Source organism: Brevundimonas sp. NPDC090276 (assembly GCF_044772165.1).
Taxonomy (GTDB): Bacteria; Pseudomonadota; Alphaproteobacteria; order Caulobacterales; family Caulobacteraceae; genus Brevundimonas.
The window spans coordinates 392,991-415,939 of the sequence record NZ_JBIVYK010000003.1 but is presented as its reverse complement, the minus strand read 5'-3'; the positions used below and the strand labels follow the sequence as shown (position 1 = coordinate 415,939).

Genomic DNA, 22,949 nt, shown 5'->3' with positions numbered 1-22,949 from the left:
CCGACGTCCCAATAGGTTCTAGACCATGCAAACTTATGGTGTCCGAAATTGCGGGTCAACCCTAGTGGGACACTAAAGCTGTCTCACGACACGCTCTCAGATGGGTATACGCTAGTGATGCGGCCCTATCACCCGACGAATAATCTCCTGCTAAGCTAGACTCGAGTCCGATTCGATAGGCCAATTTCGACCACTTTTGGAGTAGACCTCACCGTGGAAAAACCCACAAATAGCTGGCCAGATACAGTCAAGGCTCGCAACTTGCTGTTTGTCGGTCAGGCGATCAAACAACTTGCATCCATAGATGCATTCGAGAGCTTCAGAATGATGACGCTAGACACAGTGTCTCGAATTTCTGAGGCAAAAATACTAGTAAGCGATATTCAGAAAGGTCTATCAAAGCACACATTCGCGCCAGTTGCGAAGGAGTTGTGCTGGTCCATAAAATCTGATCCTGTAGTTGATCATAAAAATCACGATCAGATTGCGCATGCGCTGAAATACTTTGAAAGCTTGTCGATCAATGACAACACAGACATGTCTAGAGTTTATTCAAAATTAGACGTTTTGAGCGCAAAAATATCACATGACTACAAGTCAAAATTAGAGACTTTTATTCTCGCGAATTACAACATCGCGTCAAATAGATCGCTCACAATATCCGCCATTTGCCATTACCTCGCATTTCTTGTTAACAACAAGTACAGTAGGCAATACATATACGACACCGCTGACGAAATATTTTTTTTGGAGGATGTAGGTAGAGCTACAAACGTCAAGATTAGAGAATTCTTTAATAAATTTGACCTAAAAGACTACAAATATGAAGTCTATTTTCAAGTTGACGCTCTAGCAGAACCATATCTAAAAGATGTGTATAATTTAACTGTAGTTTCAGCATCTGACGTTCCGGTTGCCGTCATCGCTTCATACGTCATGGGTGGATTAAAAATACACGCGGTAAACAAATTCGCTCGGGTTGATAAAAAAGCGAAAGATATGTTTACTGCCGCTCGACAAACATATGACGAAATGACGTCAATATCGTCTGTCTCGGTTATATCTGCTTGGGATTTCTCGCTACCATTACCAAAAGAGTTTTGCTCTTATTACAAGCGCAATCAAACTGCTAGGGCATACTCAATAAATGTAATTGATGGCGGAAGTTCTGTTAAGATCGCCCGTAGCCACGCGAGAGGTGTTAGGGAATCGAAATCAGATACGAATAATATTCGTAATAATTTTGATTCTAGATCAATAGAACGACTTCATAACTCGATTTCCACTGTCTCTAGTGCACTGGAAACCAACAGTTATGATAGCAGGCTCATATCCATATGGTCCTCATTTGAGTCCCTCCTTAGCCCCCCACCAAGTAAATCTGTCAGAATATTGCACTACATTGATATTGTTTCGCCATGCATTTTAGCAAAATATCCTGAACGCAGCCTAAATTCCCTATACAATGCTCTAATCATATCAAACAGGAGCGTTTTTGTTAAGTTACTTGACGATATATCTAAAGATGTCGGAGCTAACAATAGCTTACAACTTACATCACTTCTGTTTGATGAAAAATACAAAGAAAAATTGGAAGCATTAAAGAAGTCTCTAGCATCGTATCCATTGCTGCTACACAGACTTGAAGTTATTCATGATAAATTTTCCACACCTGAACGGTATGTCGAATCTCTATCCAGCCACAAAGAGCGAGTTGATTGGCAATTGAATAGAATATATAGAGCGCGCAACCAATTGGTGCATGCTGGTAGAGCCCCCGCATACTTAGAGGCCCTAACGGTAAACTCTTTTGAATACTACAGAAACGCCGTCAGGCATATAATTGGGCACGGAACAAGGCTTGGCGGAATTAATGACGTAGATACGGTAGTAGAGTCCGTTGGGTTAAACTACGCTGGACAACTGTCATATGTAACTAATCTTAAATCAGCTAAGAAATTCACCACCATTACACTTCAGAAGGTGTTCTTTGCCTAAGAAGCTTTCAGAGGTTATTGAAAAGAGTGGTGACTTTCGGGTTTATTCTGAACAAAGTAGCTTAATAGCTCGGATGGAGTCCTCCCAAGAGCTTCTGCAAATTCAATAAACTCGACCACGTCTAGCCTTCGTTCGCCTCTCTCTGCCTTTGAAATGTAGGATTGAGGCTTGCCCAAGCGGGAGGCCAACTCTGATTGGGTCAATCCTGCCTCTTTGCGAGCCTGCACTAGGACGGCGAGGAACAGCCCGTAGCGTTCCGAGAATACCGATTTGGTCATATGCGCCGCTCCAACGAACGACGCTTCCCCTAGAACCCATCTTGGAATATCCCAGATCGGGTTATTCATCTGGGGAGCGGCATGACCATCTACGGCGTCGTCAGCACAATCGTTGTCATTGCAGTCATTGCAGCGGGTTTGGGGGTTCTGTTCCCCATGCCTCTGTTTGGTAGGAGGCGGCTCGTCGCCTTGGGGGTGGGCCTAGCCCTTCTGTTCTTTGCTGTGCCATTTGCGCAGGGCCTGAGGACACCTGAGGAGGTCGCCAAAGAAAGTGGGCAGGAACAGGCAAGGGCTGAAGCCAAACATGACACCTACGATCATGTGGAGGCCAAGCCTGAGACCTACATCACCATGCGGGCGGAACCTGACGTTCAGTTCGGTTTGGGGCGTATCAGCGGTCAGCTAACGAATAGCTCCAGCTTCCCTATTGGGAACCTCAAGCTCAAGTGTCAGGTCCAAGCTGAGACAGGGAAGGTGATCAAGCGATATGACGCGGCCATCCTCAAACGCGTGCCGGCTAAATCGACCATTCCGTTCGGACCTGTGGAGGTCGGCTATGTGGACCCTCAGGCGTCTAGCCTAGGCTGTCGGATCGTAGATGCGGATATTCTGCACGATGCGTCAGCCGCTACACAGGATGCAGCAAAGCGATAACGTTCAGGGCCGTCCTCCGGGGCGGCCTTTTCATTTCAAGCTTTCGAGAAATCGTCGTTCTGTTACGCTCCCTCCATGATTGAGCTTCTTGCCGCTCTTGCGCTCCAGACCGTTTCTCAGCCCTGCTTGCAGCCCGGCAACAGAATTAGGGGCGAGCTTCGCTACGTGGAGGCTCAGCATCCTAATGGGCAAGTCATGCGGTCGCCCTTCGTCGCTCTACCTGAGCCTCGCTGTGTGGATGATGCAGCTATGGGGCGCGCTGATGGGAAGTGGGTGCAGATCGCTGGCGATGCTGCGCAAGCCGTCAGCAAGTTGCCCTTGGGCAGCACTGTGATCATCGAAGCGCAAGATTGGATGGCGCCGCATACCGTGTGGCACTTCGGCGATTTCGTCGCGAACCAGACAACACTAGTCGGCTATGAGTTGCCGTAAATCGACTAACGGGGGAAACTAAGTGATTCAAGCTAAGGGCCATAATGGCCAAATGAGTTTTGATGGTCAGAACGTAACAATAAGCCGAAAAGGCGTTCTGGGATTCCTGACGCAGGGGCTTAAGGGCGACAAAATTATCAAACTGTCTTCTATAACTGCCGTCCAGTTCAAGGCGGTTGGAATGATCACTAGTGGCTACCTTCAGCTTTCTCTGATGGGCGGAAACGAGTCTCGGGGCGGGGTATTTGACGCTACCCAAGACGAGAACACCGTCATGTTCGTAAAGAAGCAGGAGAAGGACTTCGAAGGGTTGCGAGATGCAATTCAGGCGGCACTTAATGCTCCGCGCAATGACGTATCGGGTTCATCGTCGTCAATCGACCAACTGGAAAAGCTCGCGAACCTTCTCGACCGAGGCGTGATCACGGACGCGGAATTTCAAGCCCAAAAGGCCAAGCTTCTGGTGTCCTAGCGACGCAGAGGAGCATGGGCTCGCATCCAGCCGGTGCGATAGACGATTTTTGGGGGGGCGTCCTTCGGGGTGGCGCTTCTGTTGAGACGGGGCTCTCAGCACATAGCTTGCAATCAGCCCACAGGCATTCGCTAGGGGGTGGTTGTCGTTTTGCGAGCCTCAACTAACCTATTGGCATCTAATAGGTATTTTTGTGTGCGTTTTGCGGCTAAGGCGTTGAATTCACCTGCAAACATTGAGCTTCCCAAGCTGAATGTCGCGGGTTCGATTCCCGCCGGCCGCTCCAACCAATCAACGCCTTGTATCGTCGCGAGCGCGTTTAGCGGGGCGTGACTGGACGTTGATCGGGCGTTTTTCCCTGTCGGGCCGGGCGCGCTTCGCCGCCTCGGCCGGGGACGTCCGCGCCGTGCTCGACAAGGATCCGGCGCGCGATCGCCGGAACGCCGTAGATCGGCATGGGCGTACCGAAATGCGCCTGCCACAGTTCGGCAAGTTGTGCATCTTCGGCGTTTGGCTGCGGTTCCATCTCGCTCTCCATCGCGTGATGGGACGGCAGGCTAGTCCAGCCCGGGGGCGTCGACTGCAAAACCCTGTAACGCGATGACAGGCCGGCTCTCGCAGGCCGCGCCGTCACCGATGCGTGGTGTGCGAGGGGGCAGGCCTGCGCTTCGGCGTCGACTCCAGTCGGGCGGAACGCTGGGGGGCGTGCAGTTCCGCGGTGAGGTCGTCGCGCCGAAGCGCCTTGTTTGGACGGGGCGTGTCTGCGTCCCGGCCCGGCCCGCCCGATGGCGTCGATCCCGCGGTTGCGGTGGTGGCGATCGGCGGCCAGGGGTTCAGGGCTCCGTTGACGTCAAGCTTTCCTGCGTCGGCGGAGCAAGTTTGCATGAGGCGGTGATTGGATTCCTTGCGGTGGTTTGGTGAAGAAAAACGTTCTGTTTCAGCAAAATTTAGATCAAATGATGGTTGTTTCTATACCAACATCGGTCAATTTGAATATTTTTGTCTTATCTCAAAAGAAGATTTGAGAAGGCATAACTGTATGTGGTGTTCATTTTTCTAAGTATCCCCGGTATGAGGGATGGCTGCTGAAATATTTTGAGGTATGTTGGGCGACTTCGGGGATCTGGCTTCGCTTTCATCAGCGGCGCGCGGCAACCGCCTTCATTGAGAGGCGTGCAGCCTTGGAGGTTTGGCGTGAGCCAGAGTCTGGTCGACCCCTTGAGTGTCCACGCTTCGTCGCGCGACCCGGTCTGGACGCCGGCGGGCGCGCACGTCGACGCTGTCTGCGGCCGGGCCATCGTCCACTGGGTCGAAGGCGAGCGCCGGGCGCGGTTGATCGTGTCAAGCGATCTGGAGGTCGTGTGGATGAACGAGGCGGCGCGGGCGCTGCGCGACGACGGTGAAGCCTTCGTGGGGGAGGACCAGCGCCTGGCGTCGTCTTCACCGATCCTGGCGGGCCTGGTCGCCTCGGCGCGGTCCGACACGGCCTGTTGCGCGGTCCTGCCGGGGGACGGCGGCCGACGCTGGGTCGCCTGGGCGCGTCAAGTCTATGCGGCGCCGACCGCCCTGGTCGGGCTGACGCTGCAACGGGCGCGAGGCGAGACGCGATTCCAGGCCCTGATCGACAACCACGTCCTGACGCCGTCCGAGGGACGGATCATCGAAATGCTGTTGAGCGGGGCCGAGACCGGCCGCATCGCCCAGGCGCTGGACATTTCCATCGAGACCCTTCGCACCCATCTGAAGCACGCCTATCAGAAGATGGGGGTGCGCAGCCGGGGCGAGCTGTTCGCCGAGGCGATCAGCTTCGTCGGCCCCTAGAGGGTATCAGGCGGCGGGCGTGACGGGCAGGGCCGGGGCAGGGGGCGAGGCGGGCGCTGACAGGGCGGAACCCGCGGGCGCAGCTTCCACGAGCAGGGGGCCCAGGGCGAAGGCGGCGGCGGCTGCGCCGGCCGACAGGGCCAGAACCGCGACCACGGCGTAGGCTGTGATCGATCGCGAGCGACGCCGACGGAAGCCGCCGGACTTGACGCCGCGAATGATGACGAAGGGGCCCTTGGTGAAGGCCTCGGAGCCGATGATATTGTGTTGGGACAAGAACGCGCTCCCCGACTGTCCTGAAATGGATCAGATCAGAGAGCGGTCCTGTAAGGCCAAAGGATGGCGAACGCCGATCCCTTGGGCGCTTCAACCTCCGAGTGTGACGTTGACCGGGCGCCCGCCGCGCGTCTGGACGCGCTTCATCAGCACCACGATGTCGTCGCCCGCCTTGACCGGCGAGATCAGGAACCAGCTGCCGTCGGGCAGGCCGGTGAAGCGGAAAGCGTCGGCGGCGCAGGGCTGGGCGCGCTCATAGGAACGGTAGTCGGCGCCCTGTTCGCCAGCCGAGCGGGTGCGGACCACGGCGGCGGGAACGGCGGCGCGCTCGGTCGAGCCGTAGAGGCGCTGCATCCGGGCGCGAGTGTAGCCTGTGTCGGGGATCAGGCCGACGTTGCCGACACAGTGGAAGGTCTTGCCGTCCTGGGCGAAGGCGACGCGGCCCTCGATCGAGGCCTGACCGCTGCGGGTCGACCAGGCGAAGGCGTCGGCGCTGAACTCGGTCGAGCTGGTTCCGCCGCCCATGGGCGTGGTGGCGCAGGCGCTGAGGGCCAGTCCGCCGGCGAGGATGGCGGCCAGGGCGATGGAGGGGCGACGGTTCGACATGGAGGGCTCCCGAAACTCGTTTCAAGCTCTACGGGAAAGACGCCCGAAGGTGAGGCGAGTCAAGGTTGCCCGGCGTCGCGGCGTGGGCCACAAGAGCGCCGGAGACCGGGCGCAGAGACCGGCCGAGAAACGATTTCAGGGACTTCATGACCGTCACCATCGACGATATCCGTGCGGCGCAGGAGCGCATCGCCGGCCAGGTCGACCGCACCCCCGTTCGCTATTCGCGTCGCCTGTCGCAACTGACCGGTGCGGAGATCTGGATCAAGTTCGACAACCTGCACTTCACCGGCAGCTTCAAGGAGCGCGGCGCCCTGAACCGGTTGCTGCAACTGACGCCGGACGAAATGAAGCGCGGCGTCGTCGCCGCCTCGGCCGGAAACCACGCCCAGGCCCTGGCCTATCACGGCGGCCGCCTCGGCGTGCCCGTGACCATCGTCATGCCCGAGGGCACCCCCTTCGTGAAGGTCGACGGCACGCGCGCCCACGGGGCCAATGTCGTCATCCACGGCCTCGACTTCTCGGGCTCGACCGAGGAGGCCAAACGGCTGCAAGCCGAACACGGCTATGTCTTCGTCTCGGCCTTCGACGACGAGGGCATCGTCGCGGGCCAGGGCGTCTGCGGTCTGGAGTTCGTCGAGGATGCGCCCGATCTGGACGCCCTCATCATCCCCATCGGCGGCGGCGGTCTGATCGCCGGCAGCGCCATCGCCGCCAAGGCGATGAAGCCGGACATCAAGATCTTCGGCGTCGAGGCCGCCCGCTACCCTTCCTTCACCGCGCGCCGTCGCGGCGAACCGGCCAAGTGCAGCGGCCAGACCATCGCCGAGGGCATCGCCATCAAGGCCGTGGGCGAAATCCCCTTCGCTCTGGCCGACAGCCTGATCGACGAGGTCTTCGTCTGCGAGGAGGCTGATTTCGAAAAGGGCGTGGCCCTGCTGGCGACGCTGGAGAAGACGGTGGCCGAGGGCGCCGGCGCCGGCGGCCTGGCCGCCATCCTGGCCAACCCGGAACGCTTCAAGGGCATGAAGGTCGGCGTCGAGCTGACTGGCGGTAATATCGACGCCCGCATGCTGGCAGTGGTGCTGAACCGCGAAATGGTCCGCGAGAAGCGACTGATCGTCTATCGCATCCTGGGCGACGACCGCCCGGGCATGCTGTCGGCCATGGCCGCCGTCATCGGCGGGCTGGGCGGCAATATCATCGACGTCGTGCACAACCGGCTGGCGCTGGACGTGCCGGCCAAGGGGGCGGAGTTCGACATCATGGTCGAGACCCGCGACGCCCGTCATGCCGAGGAAATCGGCGAAGCGCTCAAGGAACGTGGCTATGAACTTCGCATGGGCTAAGCCCGCCATCGTCGTGGCTGCGGCTGCGTCTCTGCTGGCCGTCACCGCCTGCAACCGCCAGCCCGCCGTGTCCGGCGCCGATCTGGCCAAGAATGCGGAAGAAGCCGCCGCCTTCATGAAGACCAACGCCTCGGCGGAGGGGGTTCAGACCCTGCCGTCGGGCCTGCAGTACAAGGTGGTCGCCAGCGGCCCCGCGGACGGCGTCCATCCCGACCGCAACGATCTGGCGCTTGTCGACTACGAAGGCAGCCTGACCGACGGCACGGTCTTCGACAGCTCATTCAAGCGCGGCTCGCCCGCCGTCTTCAGCCCGGAACAGGTCGTGCCGGGCTGGACCGAGGCCCTGCAACTGATGAAGCCGGGCGACGAGTGGCTGCTCTATGTCCCGCCGGAACTGGGTTACGGCGAGGCGGGCGGCCCGCCGATGATCCCCGGCAACGCCGTGCTGGTGTTCCGGCTGAAGTTGCGGGACGTAGAGTCGGTGCCCGGCGGCGGTCGCGGCGTGGGGTCCGCTGACGTCTGATGATTGCCTTTCTCCCCTTGAGGGAGAAGGTCTCAGGCGAAGCCTGACAGATGAGGGGTTTCTCCACGTGGGAAACCCCTTTTTGCTAGGTCTGAGGGCGGCGAGACCCCTCATCCGACCCGCTGCGCGGGCCACCTTCTTCCGCAAGGGGAGAAGGACGCCATTCCTGCTTCACGCTATCGTCTTCTTCGCTCGCCAGCCGCATATCGCGCAGCGCCGCGAACCGCTCGGCGTCCAGCCGCGACAGCGCCCAGACCGCCGCCCCGCGCACCACGGGCGCCGGGTCGTCCAGCAGGGCCTCGACCGGGGCGACCAGTTCGGCGTCACCGGAGTTCCCCGCCGCATAGAGGACGTTGCGGATGAACCGATCGCGCCCGATGCGCTTGACCGGGCTCTTGGTGAACAGGGCGCGGAAGCCGGCGTCGTCCAGCGCCAGCAGATCGGCCAGCCTCGGCCCCTTCAGGGCGTCGCGGGCGTGCAGACGGGCCTCCGACGCCCCTTGCGCGAACTTGTTCCACGGACAGGCGCCCAGACAGTCGTCGCAGCCATAGATGCGCGGCCCTGTCGCGATGCGGAACTCGACCGGCCACGGGTCGGCGTATTCAATGGTGAGGTAGGAGAGGCAACGCCGCGCGTCGATCTGGAAGGGCGCGGGAAAGGCGTTGGTCGGGCAGGCGTCCAGACAGGCGGTGCAGCGGCCGCAGTGTTCAGTTTCGGGCACGTCCGCCTCGATCTCGGCGGCGGTCAGGATGACCCCGAGAAACAGCCAGTTGCCGTGGGTCCGGCTCAGCAGATTGGTGTGCTTGCCCTGCCAGCCGAGACCGGCGCGCTGGGCCAGGGGCTTTTCCATCAGGGGGGCGGTGTCGACGAAGACCTTCACCTCTTGCCCCAACCGCGCGGCCATCTGACCGGCCAGGATCTTCAGCCGGCCCTTGATGACCTCATGATAGTCGTCGCCGCGCGCATAGACCGAGATATAGCCCGCCGACCTGTCTTCCAGTTCCGGCAGAGGATCGGCCTCGGGCCCGTAGTTCATGCCGAGCACGATGGCCGTCCTGGCCCCGTCCCACATGGCGGTGGGGTGGGCGCGGCGCTCCAGCGTCGTCTCCATCCAGCCCATGTCGCCGTGCCGTCCGGCCTCGACGAAGTGGGCCAGTTTCTCGCCCGCGCTCCACGGCGCGCTGGCCGAGGCGAAGCGGCACACGCCGAAGCCCAGTTCGGCGGCGCGTTGTCGGATGAAGATGCGGGGATCGGCCGCCATGTGGGCGCTTTGCCCCTCTTCCGGTCAGGAGTCGAGGGGCCTCAGAAGTCGAGGTCGGCGTACCAGGTCGCCGGATGGACGCCGGGGAAACGGTCGCTCAGCAGGGTGCGGAAACAGGGGCGCGACTTCAGCTTGGAATACCAGGTCTTCAACGACGGATAGGAGGCCCAGGTGATCTCGCCGAAGTAGTCCAGCACCGACAGGTGGCCCGCCGCGATCAGGTCGGCCTGGCTGAGCCGCCGCCCGGCCAGCCATTCACGCCCGGCAGCCAGACCTTCCAGCATGGCCAGATGTACGCGCAGGGCGTCGCGGCCCTCGCGCAGCATCCGCGCCTCGGGCGGACCCAGCCGCAGCAGGGGTTTCTCCATCCGCTCGTGCAGCAGGACGGCGTCCACCTCATCGATGAAGCGGCGGTTGAACCAGGTGGCCAGCCGCCGCGCCTCGGCGCGCTCGCCAATGTCGGCGGGCATCAGGACGTCGCCTTTAGAGCGGTCCTCGATCCAGCCGAGGATGGCGTCCGTCTCGCACAGGGTCAGGCTCTTGCCCTTTTCGGCCACGCTCAGGACCGGCGGCATCCCCGAGGGGTTGAGGTCGAAGAGGGGGCAGTCCTCTTCCCACGGTTTGACCGGTTCCTCGCCGAAATCGATGCGCGCCTCGCCCAGCGCCAGACGCGCCGTGCGCGAGCCGGGATGGAAGGCGAAATGATAGAGGATGGCGGGCGCGGACATTTGTCCGATCCATGCACCCGCGCTCGTTAAGGCTCCGTTTACCGCGACGCTCGGTCGCGGGTCAGGACCACGGGCCGGACTGGATGGTCAACGGCGCGACGGCCTGGTCGGAGCGCGCCGTGTGAACTTCCGCCCGGCCGCGAGGGTCGGCGTGGATCAGGATGTCGGCGTGGGGGAGGGCGGCCTGGATGCGCTGTTCGGCCTCGACCACGATGGCGTGGGCCGCCTCCAGCGTCAGTTGCGGGTCCAGATCGACGTGCATCTGCACCATCAACACCTGTCCGGCCATGCGGGTGCGCAATTGGTGCAGGCCCGAGATACGGGGATCGGCCAGAACGGCGGCCGCGATGGCTACGCGGTCTTCTTCGGGCCCCGCATGGTCCAGCAGGTGATCGGCGGAGTCGCGCAGCAGCGAAATCGCCCCCCAGAACAGCCAGACCGCCACGACCAGACCCGCCGCCGCGTCCAGCCCGGGCGCGCCCAGATAGGCGCCGGAGATCACGCCGATCAGCACCACGACATTGGCGGCCAGATCGGCGGCGTAGTGGGCGCGGTCGCCCGCCACGGCCAGAGAGGCCGTCTTCTTTAGCGCCTGGGTCTGCATCCAGACCAGCCACAGGGTGACGGCGATCGAGATGACGACGACGCCGACGGCCCAGCCGCCCGCGCTGACCGGCCGGGGATCGAACATGCGCTGCACCGCCTCCCAGCCGATGAAGACGGCCGAGGCGAAGATCAGGCCGGCCTGCACCAGGCCCGCCAGGGCCTCGGCCTTGCCGTGGCCGTAGCGATGCTCGGGATCGGCGGGCGCCGCCGCCCAGCGCACGGCGAAGAAGGTGGCCAGGGAGGCGATCAGGTCCAGCGCGGAATCCGCCAGGGTCGCCAGGATCGACACCGAGCCAGAGGCCCCCAGGGCGAAGGCCTTCATCACGATCAGGATCGTCGCCGTGCCCACCGACAGGGCGGTGATGCGGCGGGTCGTGGCGTGGGCGTCGTCGAGGGCGGAGGCGGTCATCTCCGCCCTTGTCGCGCAAAACCGCGCATCCGCCAATGGCGGCGTCTTGTCCGGGACGCTAAGGAAGGCGGGTGCCCGGGGCGGACGAACCGTCGCCGGTCGAGACGGAGTTTCCATGGCGGACTGGCTGACGGCGATCCTTCTGGGTCTGGTCGAGGGATTGACCGAGTTCATACCGGTGTCTTCCACCGGCCACCTGCTGCTGCTGGGGCATTTCCTCGGCTTTGAAAGCACCGGAAAGACGTTCGAGATCGTCATCCAGCTGGGCGCTCTGCTGGCCATCATCAGCGTCTATTTCAAGCGGTTGTGGACGCTGGCGACGCGCTGGCCCTTCGATCCGGCCGCGCGGCGCTTTCTGATCGGCCTGCTGGTCGCCTTCCTGCCGGCGGCGGTGATCGGCTTCTTCGCCTATGGCTTCATCAAGACGGTGCTGTTCGAGACGCCGCTGGTCATCTGCATCGCCCTGATCGTCGGCGGTCTCTTGCTGCTGTGGCTGGACCGGGTGGACAAGTTCCCGGTCTATCTGGACGCCGACCGCTATCCGATGCGGATCTATTTCCTGATCGGCCTGTTCCAGTGCCTGGCCATGATCCCCGGCGTGTCGCGCTCGGGCGCCACCATCGCCGGCGGCCTGCTGCTCAAGACAGACAAGCGTTCGGCGGCCGAGTTCAGCTTCTTCCTGGCCCTGCCGACCATGGGGGCGGCGGTGGCCTATGACCTGTTCAAGAACCGCGACGTGCTGGACTTCAGCGACTTGGGCCTGATCGCCGTAGGCTTCATCGCCGCCTTCCTGACGGCCCTGGTCGTGGTGCGCTTCCTGCTCGACTTCGTGTCCAAGCGCGGCTTCGGCCCCTTCGCCTGGTGGCGGATCATCGTCGGCGTGGCCGGCATCGTCGGTCTGGCGGTGACGGGCGCGCTGTAAGCCCTCGGCATTAGCAGGCAAACAAAAACCCCTCGGGACGCGGGTCCCGAGGGGTTTTTCGTGGGCGGACCCGATCAGGCCGCCGCCGGACTTTCGGCGTATTGCCCGCCGACGCGGTAGCGGAACAGATAGCTGGGGGCGATGGCTTCCAGACCGGTGGGCTCGACGCCCAGTTCGGCCAAACCCTCGGCGCCCGGTGAGACGACGTTGTCGCCTTCCAGCAGCAGGACCTGATCCCTGGTCAGGGCCGGCTTCAGGCCGATCGCCGCCGGGATCTGCGCGAAAGAGCCGATCATGCGGGCGATGGGGAAGGGCAAGGGGATCAGGAAGCGCTCGCGCTTGGTCTCGCGCAGGATGAACTTGAGGATGTCCTCGAAGGTCCAGATCGACGGCCCGCCCAGTTCGAAGGTCTTGCCCTCGGCGTCCGGCGAGACGGTGGCGCGGGCGATGGCCTCGGCCACGTCGCCGACATAAACGGGCTGGAACTTCGTCACGCCGCCGCCGATCAGCGGCAGGGCGGGCGAGAAGGTCGCCATGGCGGCGAACTTGTTCAGGAAGGCGTCGTCCGAGCCGAAGATGACCGAGGGGCGGATGACCACGGCGCCGGGGAAGGCGGCGCGCACGGCAGCTTCGGCGGCGCCCTTGGTGCGGGCGTAGGCGGCCTTGCCGTTCACATCGCCGCCCAGGGCCGACATATGGACCAGTCGCTGCACGCCCGCGGTCTTGGCGGCCTCGGCGACGTTGACGGCGCCTTCGACGTGCAGGGCCTCGAACTTGCGGCCGCCGGTTTCGAACAGGATGCCGACCAGGTTGATCACGGCGTCGGCGCCCTTGATCGCCTCGGCCACGGCGGCCTTGTCGGTGATGTCGCAGCGCAGGGTCTGGATCTGGCCGACGTCGCCGGCCATGCGCAGTTCATAGGCCAGGGCGGGCTTGCGCACGGCGACGCGCACGCGCCAGCCGCGCTTGGCCAGGGCTCGCACCACCTGGGTTCCGACAAAGCCCGAGCCGCCGAAAACGGTGACCAGTCCGGGGGCGAAATCAGCCATCTGAGCGCTCCAACGCCAAACCCCGGCCGCAACGGGCGACCGGAGGAGAATTCCATGGGCGGGGCTTAACCGATGCGCCGCCTCGCCGCAACGCACAGGGCTGGGAGAAGGGGCTTAGTCAGCGCGATAGACCACCTGGCCGTCGACCACGGTCAGGACCGCATGGCCCTTGGGGATGTCGGCGACGGGCACGGTCATCAGGTCGATGTTGAAGGCGGTGAAGTCCGCCCGCTTGCCGACCTCGATGGTGCCCAACTCGTCTTCGCGGAAACTGGCGTAGGCGGGCCACAGGGTGAACATCTTCAGCGCGGTCGCCCGGTCCACGGCCTCGTTGGGGCGCCAGTCCGGGCCCTGGAAGCCGTTGAGGTCGCGCCGCGCCACGGCGGCGTAGAACTCGATCAGCGGATCGCCGCGCTCGACGGGGGCGTCGGAACCGCCGACCACGACGACGCCCCTGTCGACCAGGGTGTGCCAGGCATAGGCCCCGTCCAGTCGGGCGTCGCCCAGACGGTCGGCGGCGAAATGCAGGTCGCCGATGGCGTGGCTGGGCTGCATCGAGGCGATGATCGGCAGTTCGTCGAAGTAGTGATAGTCGCTGGGCCGGATGATCTGGGCGTGCTCGATGCGCCAGCGCGGATCGGCCAGCTTCCACTCCGATTTCGGCACGGAGCGCAGGGCCTCCTCGTACCAGGCGGCGACCTCGTGATTGCCCTTGTCGCCGATGGCGTGGGTGGCGATCTGGATGCCGGTGCGCAGGGCCTCCTGATACAGGGGCATGACCTCGTCGTGCGAGGTCCGCATCAGGCCGTGGGTGTCGGGCCGGTCGGAATAGGGCTCGAACAGCATGGCCCCGCGCGAGCCCAGTGCGCCGTCGGCGTAGAACTTGATCGCCCGCGTGATGACCCGCCCGTCGCCCGCGTCGCGCGGCCCGCCCGCCATCAGGGCGCGGGCGTCGCCCATGTCGATGCTGTTATAGACCCGCACCGGCGCCTCGCCGTCCCGCGCCATCTGCTCCATCAGGGGCACGTCCTTCCACGGGGCGCTCATGAAGTGGATGCCGGTCCAGCCATAGCGGGCATAGACGTCGAAGCCTGCGCGATAGGCCGCGCGCGTCATCGCTGCATCGGCTTGCGGCGTCAGGCCCGCGATCAGGTCGCCCGAGGCGTCAACCAGCAGCCCGGTCGGCTGCCCGTCCGGTCCCTTCAGGATGTCGCCGCCGGAGGGCGAGGGCGTGTTGGCGTCGATCCCGGCGGCGGCCATGGCCGCGCTGGACACGGCCACGGCGTGACCGTCGGCGCGGGTCAGCAGGACGATGCGCCCCGGCGCGGCGGCGTCCAGATCGGCGGCGGTCAGGAAGCGCTTCTCGGGCCAGTGGGTCTCGATCCAGCCGCGCCCGACGATGACGCCCTCGGGGTGGGCCCTGGCCCAGTCGGTCAGCCGCGCCATGGCCTCGACGACCGAGGCCGAGCCTTCTAGGTTCAGCGTCATCTCGCGCCAGCCGATGCCGTCCAGATGGGCGTGGCCGTCGGTGAAGCCGGGGAAGAGGGCGGCGCCCTTCAGGTCGATGACCTGCATGTTCGCGGGGCCCGCCACCGCCGTTTCGGGGCCGACTGACATGATCCGTCCGTCGCGGACGATCACCTGCTCAGCGGTCGGCTGGGCGGGGTTGCCCGTGTAGATGGTCCCGCCATGGATCAGCAGGTTCTGGGCGAAGGCGGCGGGCGCGGCGGCGGCCATCAGCGTAGCGGCCAGCGGCAGGGCCTTCATCAGGGAGCGGATCATGGAGCCTCCGAAACGGTCAAGGCCCGGAGGTCGCCTTACGGACGCGCTTGCGTCAAGATGTGCTGACCAAGGCGAGGGATGAGGGACGATGATGACGGCCTGGCTCATGGCGGCGATGGCGCTGGCGGCGGACCCTCAGGCAGAGGTGGCGTCGAAGGCGGCGCGGGCCGAGGCATGTCTGGTCCAGATCGAATCCCTGATCGTCGAGGCGTCGCAAGAAACCGGCCGGGTCGCCGGACCCAGCTGGTTCATCCGCGACTGGTGGATCGCCCGCCTGGCCGAGCCGGGTCAGCCCGGCGCCCTGAGCGAGGTCGCCCGACGACAGGCGGTGGCGGACGTGCCTGCCCGCAAGGAAGCCGACCCCGAGGCCTTCGCCGCGGAACGTCGCAGCTGCATTAATGAAGCCATCGACGCCGGCGCCGTGCCGGGCATGGGAGGCGAGGCATGAAGCTGTTCACCATCGGCTATGAAGGCGCGACGCAAGCCCAGGTCATAGACCGGCTGAAGGCGGCGGGGGTCGAGTTGGTCGCCGACGTGCGCGCCGTGGCCTCGTCGCGCATCGCGGGCTTTTCCAAGACGGTGCTGGGCGAAAGCCTGAAAGCCGAAGGCGTCGACTATCTGCAACTGCGCGCCCTGGGCACGCCCAAGGCCGGGCGCGATGCGGCGAGAAAGGGCGACGTGGCCGCCATGCACGCCATCTTCAACGCCCATATGCGCGAACCCGACGCCGAGGCCGCCTTCCAGCAGCTGCGCCATGTCGCGGGCGAAAAGCGCGTCGCCCTCTTGTGTTTCGAGGCCGAGGCCTGCGGTTGCCACCGCGCCGTCCTCGCTGACCGACTGGCCCGCGAGGACGGCGCCGAGGTGACGAACCTCTAGACCTTAAGGACGACCCACCAGCTGATCCACCGAGCCCGAGGTGACCGGGTGATAGAGCGGCCGGGCCTTGGCGTAGATGCGCGTGGCGATGGGGCGGCCCCAGTCGCCCTCGTTCCACAGGGTCTGGAACAGGGGCAGGACGAACTTGCGACGGCCCTGACTGGTCAGGAAGCGGTCGGCGGTGGCGACAGCGGGCTCATAGCGATGGGCAAGGGCGATCTGCAGCCAGGCGAAGGTCAGCTCGGCGTTGCCTTCGTCAGCCAGGTTAAGCGTCTTCTCCAGATCGGCCAGTTGCGCCGTGGTCAGCCAGTCGGCGCCCGCCGCCAGACCTTCGGGACGCCAGGCCAGGAAGCGCTGGCGCTGCTGGGTGTTCCAGTTCTTCCAGTCGATGGCCGAGGCCGGGCCCTTGTCGGCGAAAAAGGCCTTGGCCTGTTGGTCCACGGCCTCGAAGGCGTGCGACACCGGCGGGACCCAGTTCGACGGCATCCCCGGCTTGTAGATCCAGTTCTCCAGCTGCAGTTGGGCTTCCAGCGCCGCATCGCCCTTGATCAGGTGCTCGCGGATGTCGGCCAGGAAGCCGATGTCGGTCATGGGCTGGAAGGCGTGGCGATCGAAATAGCCGCGCAGCCAGCCGTCGAACGTCTCGCGGCCGACGATGCGTTCGATGGTGCGCAGCATGGCCGCGCCCTTCTCATAGGGCACGCCCGACAGGCCGTCGTCGGGGTCGCGGCCGGTCAGGTCGATGTGCAGTTTCGTATCGTCTGGCGCGGTGGTCGCCAGCTCCGCCGACAGCTCGCCCCAGCCCAGAACCTGCTCCTGCAGCGCGCGGTCGCGACCGTAGAGGGATTCCATGATCCGGTTCTCGAAATAGACCGTGGTCCCTTCGTTCAGCCAGATGTCCGACCAGGTCGCATTGGTCACCAGATTGCCCGACCAGCTATGGGCCAGTTCGTGGGCCACCAGCGAGACCAGCGACTGATCCCCGGCGATGATGGTCGGGGTGGCGAAAGTCAGGCGCGGGTTCTCCATCCCGCCGAAGGGGAAACTGGGCGGCAGGACCAGCAGGTCGTAGCGGCCCCAGCGATAGGGGCCGTAGAGGGCCTCGGCCGCATCCACCATGCGCGGGGTCGATTGCAGTTCGGCGCGGGCAGCTTCCAGCCGGCTCGGCTCGGTCCAGACCCCGGTGCGCTCGTCGAATGGGGCGAAGGCGATGTCGCCAATGGCGATGGCCATCAGATAGGGCGGGATCGGGCGATCCATGTCGAAGCGCCAGGCCTTCTGACCCGCAGCGGCGGGCTCGCCGGTCGGGGTCAGGTGCTCGGCGGACATGACCACGGTCAGGTCGGCAGGGGCGACCACACGGGCCGAATAGGTCTGGCGGATACCGGGGCTGTCCTGGGTCGGCACCCAGGTGCGGGTCAGGATGGCCTGGCCCTGGCTGAACAGATAGGGCTTGGCGCCGCCCGCCGTCTGCTGTGGGCTGAGCCACTGCAGGGCCGCCGCGTCGGGACGGGTGGAGTAGTCGACGACGACCTTCTGGACCTCGGCCCCGGCGAAGGCGGGCAGGTGGACGGTCAGGGCCTGACCCTTGATGGCGTCGACGGCGCCCAGCTCATAGCGCAGCGGACGACCCTGAGCGTCGCGCACGCCGCGGATGTTCAGGTTCTTGGTGTCCAGCACCACCTCGGTCGCCCCGGCGCGGCCCGTCACGTCCAGCGTCGCCGAGCCCGACAGGGTCTTGGCCGTGAAGTCGGCGGTCAGGTCCAGCGCAACGTGACCCACCCGCGCCTCGGCCGGGCGGGCGTTGGAGTGGATGTCGTTGGCGTAGGTGAAGGCGGGCGCAGCCGGGGTCGCGGGGACGAGAGGCGTCATCGGCGTGCTTTCGGGGGCTTGGGCGGGGGCGGTGGCGCAGGCGCCAAGCGCGGCGGTCAGGGCCATGGCGGATACCAGGCCGGCCAGCTTCAGGGTCATCGAACGCTCCGTATTCAGATGCGTGCGAAAAGGCTCCCTCCGCCCCGAAAGATCAAGCCTTGGCTGCGGCGGAGGCCGGGGGCAGATGGTGCGCCTTGAACAGACGGCCCTTCTCGGCGGCCAGCACCAGCAGCAGGGCGACGACGCCCAGGGCGGCGAAGCCGACCGTCATCGGCACGGTGGTGCCGTCGAAATGCTGGCCGATCCAGAAGCCCAGCAGGGCGCCCCCGATGGTCGAGATGAAGCCCTGGGCCGAGGCCGCCGTGCCGGCGATATGGCCCATGGGCTCCATGGCCATGGAGCCGAAATTGCCGGCGATGAAGCCGAAGCAGAACATCTTGCAGGCCTGGAAGGCGGCGAAGACCCACAGGCTGTCGTGACCCATATAGGCCACGATGGCGTGCAGCAGGCTGAAGCCGATGAAGCCTAACAGGGCGGTGTGCGCGATCAGGCGCGAGCCCAGCTTTTCCACCATGCGCGAGTTCAGCACCGAGGCCAGGGCGATGCCGCCGGCCACCATGGCGAAGACGGTGGTGAACAGGCCGGGTGACTTGAACACGTCGAAGAAGATCTGCTGCGACGAGTTGATGAAGGCGAACAGGGCGCCGCTGATCGCGGTCATGGCCAGGGTGTAGCCCATGCCCAGACGGCTGCTCAGGGCCTGACCAAAGGCCCCGGCGATGCGCTTCACATTGATCGGCATGCGGTCTTCGGGATGCAGGGTCTCGGGCAGGCGAAGGGCCGCCCACAGCAGGAAACTGCCGCCGAACAGGGCGAAGAAGCCGAAGATCCAGCGCCAAGGGGCCACCAGCATGATCAGTTGGCCGACCGTCGGGGCCAGGATGGGCACGCCGAGGAAGACGAGGAAGCTCAGCGACATGACCCGCGCCATGGTGCGCCCGGCGTAGCGGTCGCGCACGATCGACACGGCCAGCACCCGCGTCGCCGCCGAGCCCAGACCCATGCCGATGCGCGACAGGATCAGCCATTCGAACGAATGGGCGAAGGCGGCCAGAACGCTGAACCCGACATAGAGGCCGATGCCGACGAACAGCACGGGACGACGGCCATAGCGGTCCGACAGCGGGCCGTAGAAGAGCTGCGCCCCGCCGAAGCCCAGCAGATAGGCGGTGATGACCCACTGGCGCGTGTTCTCATTGGCGATGCCCAGGTCTTCGCCGATGTGGGGCAGGGCCGGCAGCATGGCGTCGATGGCCAGGGCGTTGAGCGCCATCATGACGGCGATCAGGCAGACGAATTCGGCGAACCCCGGCCCCTTGGGGGCGGCGGCTGTAGGGATCGGGGCGCTGGTCATCGGGCCCAATTGCGGGCTGCGACAGGCTGACGCAACCCTCAAGCTGCATCAATTTTGCGTTGCAACAAGAAGTCAGCGCGCCTTTTCACCGCCGGAGCGGACGTCGATGCGCGCCACCACCGACATGCCGGGGGCCAGCCGCGCGGCGGCTTCCTGGCCGGGGTCGATGGAGATGCGGACAGGGACGCGCTGGGCCACCTTGGTGAAGTTGCCGGTGGCGTTGTCGGGCCGGATGACGCTGAACTCCGAGCCGGTGGCGGGCGAGATGCGCTCGACCTTGCCCTTCAACGTCCGGCCGCCCAGGGCATCGACGGAGATCTCGACCGACTGGCCGACGCGGATGTCGCGCATCTGCGTCTCCTTCATGTTGGCGGTGACCCAGACGACGTCGGGCACCAGGGCCATCAACTGCGTGCCGACCGAGACCTGCTGACCCACCCGCACGCTGACCTCGCCCAGACGACCGGCGCGAGGGGCGGCGATGCGGGTGTTGTCCAGATCGATCTGGGCCAGACGGACCTGGGCGCGGGCGCTCTCGACCGCGGCCTCCAGCGAGCCCTTGCTGACGACCGCTGAGGTGACGCCGGTCTGGGCCACGCCTTCGGCAGCGCGGGCAGCGGCCAACTGGGCTTCGGCGGCGCGCAGGGCGTTTTGGGCCGTGTCCACCTGGGCCTGAGCCACCCAGCCGCCGGCGAACAGGGTGCGGACGCGCTGGGCGTCGGCGCGCGCCTTGGTCACGGCCGACTCGGCGCCGGCGATGGAGGCGCGGGTCTGGGCGACCGAGCCGCGCGCCGAGGCCTGGCTCTGGGCCGAGTTGGCCAGGGCGGCTTCGGCGGAATGCAGGGTCGCCTGCGCCTGATCCAGCTTCTGGCGATAGATGCGGTCGTCGATGGTGACCAGCAACTGGCCCTGCCGCACGGTCTGGAAGTCCTGCACCTCGACCGCGGTGACATATCCGCTGACCTGCGGGCTGATGATGGTCACCTGGCCGCGCACATAGGCGTTGTCCGTGGTCTGCGGTCCCCCGTCGAACGGCGGCAGCCGCCAGGCGTGCAGGATCAGACCGACCCCCACCAGGGCGATCAGGACCAGCACCACGCTGATCATGACGCGGCGGCTGCTGGACGGTTGCGGGGCCGCAGCGGGCGGCGGCGCGGCCGGAGCAGCGGGGGCTTGAGCGGGGGCGGGGGCGGCGTCGGTCATGGTCGGGTCCGGGTCATTCGACAGCGGCGGCAGCGGCGGCTTGCGCCGCCTCGCGGTGGGCGGCGCGGCGCGCCTCGATACGGGGGCGGAGGTGGTTGAGGGCGACCCAGAGCGCGCCGACGGCGGCGGCGCCTGCGATCAGCAGGAAGACGTCGTTGTAAGCCAGGACCTGGGCCTGCTGGCTGACCTGCTGTTGCAGCAGCTTCAGCGCCTGGGCCTGTCGCTGGGCCGCGTCGCCGATGGTGTGGGCGTAGGCTCCGCCCAACTGCTGCAGCCGCAGCACTACCTCGGGATCGCCCAGGTCGATGTGCTCGGCCAGTTGGTTGGAATGATACTTCTCGCGGATCGTCTGGATGGTGCCGATCAAGGCCGAGCCCATCAGGCCGCCGATGTTCTGGCCGATGGAAAAGACGACGATGAAGCTGATCAGGTTCTTGCCCCCGCCCTGCAGCACCTTGCCGAAACCGATGATCATGGTCGGGCCGATGAAGAAGGCGGCGGCGAAGGCCAGCAGGGCCTGACTGAAATAGAGATTCACCGGGCGAGTCAGGACGGTCGCGTGGCTGTCCATGAAGGCCCCGACCGCGATCAGGGCCAGGGCGATGGAGATGGGCTTCCACAGCTTCATCGGGTTCAGGGTCAAGGCGCTGGTCAGGGTGCCCGCCGCCGTGGCCAGAAGCATGACCACGAACAGCCCGCTCATCTGATCGTAGCCAAGCCCCATCTGCTGCAGGAAGCCGACCGCGCCGGTGGTCTGTTCCGACAGGACGATCCGCACAAGCAGGATGGCCAGGGTCAGACGCACGATATCGCGCCCGGCCAGCCACTTCAGGTCGATCAGCGGGTTGGTGCGGTTGTATTCGATGACGGCGGCGGCGGTCAGCAGGATCAGGGCGCCGACCAGGGCCCAGCCGATCCACGCCGCCTCGGTCCACCAGACGATGCGGCCCAGCCCCAGCACTGCGGTCAGCAGGGCCACGCCCGGCGCGAACAGGGCGAAGGTGACGAAGTCGAGCTTCTCGAAGGTCTTGACGCGCTGCGACGGCGGCATCTTCAGGGCGAAGACGGCGGGCAGGGCGATCAGCACCAGCCCCAGGTCGAACATATAGACGGCCCGCCACAGGTCATGGTCCAGCAGGTGGCCGACGCCCAGCCGCGCCAGCGGAATGGCCAGGCTGGACAGGCCGACGCCGATGATGATGCCCTTCAGCCGGTGTTGCGCCGGAAAGGCCTGGATGATGTAGAGGATGCCGAGCGTCGACATGCCCGCGGCCGCGATGCCGGCGATGCCGCGCACCACCAGGGTCGAGCCGTAGTCCTCGAGGAACAGGTGGGCCGCCGCCGTCGCCAGGAAGACGATCAGGATGATCTCGGTGAACAGGCGCAGCCCGTACTGCATCCTGAACTTGACCAGCAGCAGGTTCATGCAGGCGTTGGTCATGACGAAGATGACCGGCAGCCAGGTCGCCTCGGCGATGGTCACGCCCAGATCGCCCGCCAGTTGGGGGATGTTGGCCGTCACCGCCGCATTGCCCAGACTGCCGGTCAGGGCGACCAGAATCCCCACCGCGGCGTAGGCCCAGCGCATTGGCGTCGAGTGGTCGGGCGTGGCGGGCGAGCCGGGCAGGGCCGGCCGCTCGTGCGGCTTCAGCGTCGCCAGATACTCGTCCCAGGGCAGGTTCCAGTCGCGGCGGCTCATACGCGCCCGCCCTGCGGACGAACCGCATCCAGCACCAGTTCCAGCGCCCGACGGCTCAACTGATCGCGGTCTGCGGCCCCCACGGTGCGCGACGGCGCCCCCAGCATCAGGGCCAGAACGCGAGTGTCCTCGACGCTCAGATCAGGTCGCACCCGTCCCGCAGCCTGCGATACCGCCAGGGCCTCGGCACCCGCGCGCTTCAGACCGCTGCGGATCGGCGCCAGGGCCTCGTCCTTCAGGTCGCGGATGGCGCTGGCCAAGCCCGCGCTCTGGATCATCAGCTCGACCATCTGGCCCAGGAACCAGAGGAAGACCTCGGGATCGTTCAGCCGTGCCTTCGTCCGTTCGTGCAGGTCGTCGATCTGACCGACGAAGACCGCAAGGGCCAGCTCGGAGCGGTCGGCGAAGTTGCGATACAGGGTCGCCCGCCCCACGCCCGCCTGCTCGGCGATCAGATGCAGTGGCGTTTCCAGCCCGTCCCGCGCAAAGGCCTCGGCGGCGGCCTTCAGCAGGGCCTCTCGTCTTTCGGCGGCGTCTTTTCGCAGGGGACGGGTCATGAAGATCGCCAAGTGGACATTTGTGTCCGCTTAATCAAGCCGGTGGGGACTCATTCTTTGTTTCAGCGTGTGCCGAGCGCACGGCAGCGGAATGCGCCAGAACGGCTAAGGCTGCGTACATCGTGGCTGCTGAGGGCGCGCAGGTCATGCGGCCCTCAGCGC

General features: G+C 64.8%; 24 protein-coding genes and 1 tRNA gene. 11 read left to right on the top strand and 14 right to left on the bottom strand.

Annotated elements, in window-relative coordinates; all coding sequences use genetic code 11:
• Positions 1-213: 213 nt before the first annotated feature.
• The gene (locus ACIQTU_RS13890) at positions 214-1,998 is read left to right on the top strand and encodes a hypothetical protein (RefSeq protein ID WP_400548244.1); all 1,785 of its coding nucleotides are present in this window, start codon (positions 214-216) and stop codon (positions 1,996-1,998) included.
• A 14-nt stretch (positions 1,999-2,012) separates the two neighbouring features.
• Here the strand turns inward: ACIQTU_RS13890 and ACIQTU_RS13885 are convergent, their stop codons facing one another.
• The gene (locus ACIQTU_RS13885; RefSeq protein WP_400548241.1) at positions 2,013-2,276 is read right to left on the bottom strand and encodes a helix-turn-helix domain-containing protein; all 264 of its coding nucleotides are present in this window, start codon (positions 2,274-2,276) and stop codon (positions 2,013-2,015) included.
• A gap of 81 nt (positions 2,277-2,357) precedes the next feature.
• On the opposite strand from ACIQTU_RS13885, the gene ACIQTU_RS13880 reads away from it, so the two are divergent.
• The 4 genes from ACIQTU_RS13880 to ACIQTU_RS13865 all read left to right on the top strand — a co-directional run bounded on the left by ACIQTU_RS13880 (position 2,358) and on the right by ACIQTU_RS13865 (position 4,120).
• Positions 2,358-2,930, top strand: coding sequence for a hypothetical protein (locus ACIQTU_RS13880; protein WP_400548238.1), 573 nt, complete (start codon positions 2,358-2,360; stop codon positions 2,928-2,930).
• A 249-nt stretch (positions 2,931-3,179) separates the two neighbouring features.
• Entirely contained in the window at positions 3,180-3,362 is a 183-nt protein-coding gene (locus tag ACIQTU_RS13875; protein WP_400548235.1) for a hypothetical protein, read from the top strand.
• 22 nt (positions 3,363-3,384) lie between these two features.
• Complete coding sequence (locus ACIQTU_RS13870) at positions 3,385-3,834, top strand: DUF4429 domain-containing protein (RefSeq protein WP_400548232.1); 450 nt, start codon at positions 3,385-3,387, stop codon at positions 3,832-3,834.
• A gap of 204 nt (positions 3,835-4,038) precedes the next feature.
• Positions 4,039-4,120, top strand: a tRNA-Gly gene (locus ACIQTU_RS13865).
• A gap of 33 nt (positions 4,121-4,153) precedes the next feature.
• Here the strand turns inward: ACIQTU_RS13865 and ACIQTU_RS13860 are convergent.
• Positions 4,154-4,360, bottom strand: a complete 207-nt coding sequence (locus tag ACIQTU_RS13860; protein WP_400548229.1) for a hypothetical protein — start codon at positions 4,358-4,360, stop codon at positions 4,154-4,156.
• 668 nt (positions 4,361-5,028) lie between these two features.
• Between ACIQTU_RS13860 and ACIQTU_RS13855 the strand changes: the two genes are divergently transcribed.
• On the top strand, positions 5,029-5,655 hold the full coding sequence (locus ACIQTU_RS13855) for a helix-turn-helix transcriptional regulator (RefSeq protein ID WP_400548226.1): 627 nt from the start codon (positions 5,029-5,031) through the stop codon (positions 5,653-5,655).
• 6 nt (positions 5,656-5,661) lie between these two features.
• Here ACIQTU_RS13855 and ACIQTU_RS13850 read toward each other — a convergent pair whose 3' ends face one another.
• Both ACIQTU_RS13850 and ACIQTU_RS13845 read right to left on the bottom strand, forming a co-directional pair.
• On the bottom strand, positions 5,662-5,931 hold the full coding sequence (locus ACIQTU_RS13850; protein ID WP_400548223.1) for a hypothetical protein: 270 nt from the start codon (positions 5,929-5,931) through the stop codon (positions 5,662-5,664).
• A 90-nt stretch (positions 5,932-6,021) separates the two neighbouring features.
• Positions 6,022-6,537 carry a hypothetical protein gene (locus ACIQTU_RS13845; protein WP_400548221.1) on the bottom strand — a complete coding sequence of 172 codons (516 nt, stop codon included), beginning with the start codon at positions 6,535-6,537 and terminating at the stop codon, positions 6,022-6,024.
• Positions 6,538-6,683: 146 nt separating this feature from the next.
• Here ACIQTU_RS13845 and ACIQTU_RS13840 point away from each other — a divergent pair, with 146 nt between their 5' ends.
• Together ACIQTU_RS13840 and ACIQTU_RS13835 are read left to right on the top strand one after the other, a co-directional pair.
• Positions 6,684-7,886 (top strand): threonine ammonia-lyase, encoded by a 1,203-nt coding sequence (locus tag ACIQTU_RS13840; RefSeq protein WP_400548218.1) that lies wholly within the window; start codon positions 6,684-6,686, stop codon positions 7,884-7,886.
• Positions 7,867-8,409 (top strand): FKBP-type peptidyl-prolyl cis-trans isomerase, encoded by a 543-nt coding sequence (locus ACIQTU_RS13835; RefSeq protein ID WP_400548215.1) that lies wholly within the window; start codon positions 7,867-7,869, stop codon positions 8,407-8,409. Before ACIQTU_RS13840 ends, ACIQTU_RS13835 begins: the two co-directional genes overlap by 20 nt.
• Positions 8,410-8,494: 85 nt before the next feature.
• On the opposite strand, the gene queG is transcribed toward ACIQTU_RS13835, so the two are convergent.
• The 3 genes from queG to ACIQTU_RS13820 form a co-directional block, all read right to left on the bottom strand.
• A complete protein-coding gene (gene queG / locus ACIQTU_RS13830; protein ID WP_400548212.1) occupies positions 8,495-9,670 on the bottom strand; it encodes a tRNA epoxyqueuosine(34) reductase QueG in 1,176 nt (391 codons plus the stop codon).
• Between the two features lie 41 nt (positions 9,671-9,711).
• The gene (locus tag ACIQTU_RS13825) at positions 9,712-10,398 is read right to left on the bottom strand and encodes a glutathione S-transferase family protein (RefSeq protein WP_400548209.1); all 687 of its coding nucleotides are present in this window, start codon (positions 10,396-10,398) and stop codon (positions 9,712-9,714) included.
• Positions 10,399-10,459: 61 nt separating this feature from the next.
• A complete protein-coding gene (locus ACIQTU_RS13820; protein WP_400548206.1) occupies positions 10,460-11,413 on the bottom strand; it encodes a cation diffusion facilitator family transporter in 954 nt (317 codons plus the stop codon).
• A gap of 115 nt (positions 11,414-11,528) precedes the next feature.
• Here ACIQTU_RS13820 and ACIQTU_RS13815 point away from each other — a divergent pair, with 115 nt between their 5' ends.
• Complete coding sequence (locus ACIQTU_RS13815; protein WP_400548203.1) at positions 11,529-12,335, top strand: undecaprenyl-diphosphate phosphatase; 807 nt, start codon at positions 11,529-11,531, stop codon at positions 12,333-12,335.
• Between the two features lie 74 nt (positions 12,336-12,409).
• On the opposite strand, the gene ACIQTU_RS13810 is transcribed toward ACIQTU_RS13815, so the two are convergent.
• Together ACIQTU_RS13810 and ACIQTU_RS13805 are read right to left on the bottom strand one after the other, a co-directional pair.
• Entirely contained in the window at positions 12,410-13,384 is a 975-nt protein-coding gene (locus tag ACIQTU_RS13810; RefSeq protein ID WP_400548200.1) for a complex I NDUFA9 subunit family protein, read from the bottom strand.
• 114 nt (positions 13,385-13,498) lie between these two features.
• Positions 13,499-15,166, bottom strand: a complete 1,668-nt coding sequence (locus tag ACIQTU_RS13805) for an amidohydrolase (protein ID WP_400548197.1) — start codon at positions 15,164-15,166, stop codon at positions 13,499-13,501.
• Between the two features lie 88 nt (positions 15,167-15,254).
• Between ACIQTU_RS13805 and ACIQTU_RS13800 the strand changes: the two genes are divergently transcribed.
• A complete protein-coding gene (locus ACIQTU_RS13800; protein WP_400548194.1) occupies positions 15,255-15,614 on the top strand; it encodes a hypothetical protein in 360 nt (119 codons plus the stop codon).
• Positions 15,611-16,042 carry a DUF488 family protein gene (locus tag ACIQTU_RS13795; protein ID WP_400548191.1) on the top strand — a complete coding sequence of 144 codons (432 nt, stop codon included), beginning with the start codon at positions 15,611-15,613 and terminating at the stop codon, positions 16,040-16,042. Before ACIQTU_RS13800 ends, ACIQTU_RS13795 begins: the two co-directional genes overlap by 4 nt.
• A 3-nt stretch (positions 16,043-16,045) precedes the next feature.
• On the opposite strand, the gene ACIQTU_RS13790 is transcribed toward ACIQTU_RS13795, so the two are convergent.
• From ACIQTU_RS13790 to ACIQTU_RS13770, 5 genes are all read right to left on the bottom strand, one after another.
• Positions 16,046-18,013 carry a M1 family metallopeptidase gene (locus tag ACIQTU_RS13790; protein ID WP_400548188.1) on the bottom strand — a complete coding sequence of 656 codons (1,968 nt, stop codon included), beginning with the start codon at positions 18,011-18,013 and terminating at the stop codon, positions 16,046-16,048.
• Positions 18,014-18,065: 52 nt separating this feature from the next.
• Positions 18,066-19,328 carry a multidrug effflux MFS transporter gene (locus ACIQTU_RS13785; RefSeq protein WP_400548185.1) on the bottom strand — a complete coding sequence of 421 codons (1,263 nt, stop codon included), beginning with the start codon at positions 19,326-19,328 and terminating at the stop codon, positions 18,066-18,068.
• A 72-nt stretch (positions 19,329-19,400) separates the two neighbouring features.
• Positions 19,401-20,531: an HlyD family secretion protein gene (locus ACIQTU_RS13780; protein ID WP_400548182.1), complete on the bottom strand. Its 1,131-nt coding sequence runs from the start codon at positions 20,529-20,531 to the stop codon at positions 19,401-19,403.
• A 13-nt stretch (positions 20,532-20,544) separates the two neighbouring features.
• The gene (locus tag ACIQTU_RS13775; protein ID WP_400548179.1) at positions 20,545-22,230 is read right to left on the bottom strand and encodes an MFS transporter; all 1,686 of its coding nucleotides are present in this window, start codon (positions 22,228-22,230) and stop codon (positions 20,545-20,547) included.
• Positions 22,227-22,787, bottom strand: coding sequence for a TetR/AcrR family transcriptional regulator (locus ACIQTU_RS13770; protein ID WP_400548176.1), 561 nt, complete (start codon positions 22,785-22,787; stop codon positions 22,227-22,229). The genes ACIQTU_RS13775 and ACIQTU_RS13770 overlap by 4 nt, the downstream gene beginning before the upstream one ends.
• Positions 22,788-22,949 lie beyond the last annotated feature (162 nt).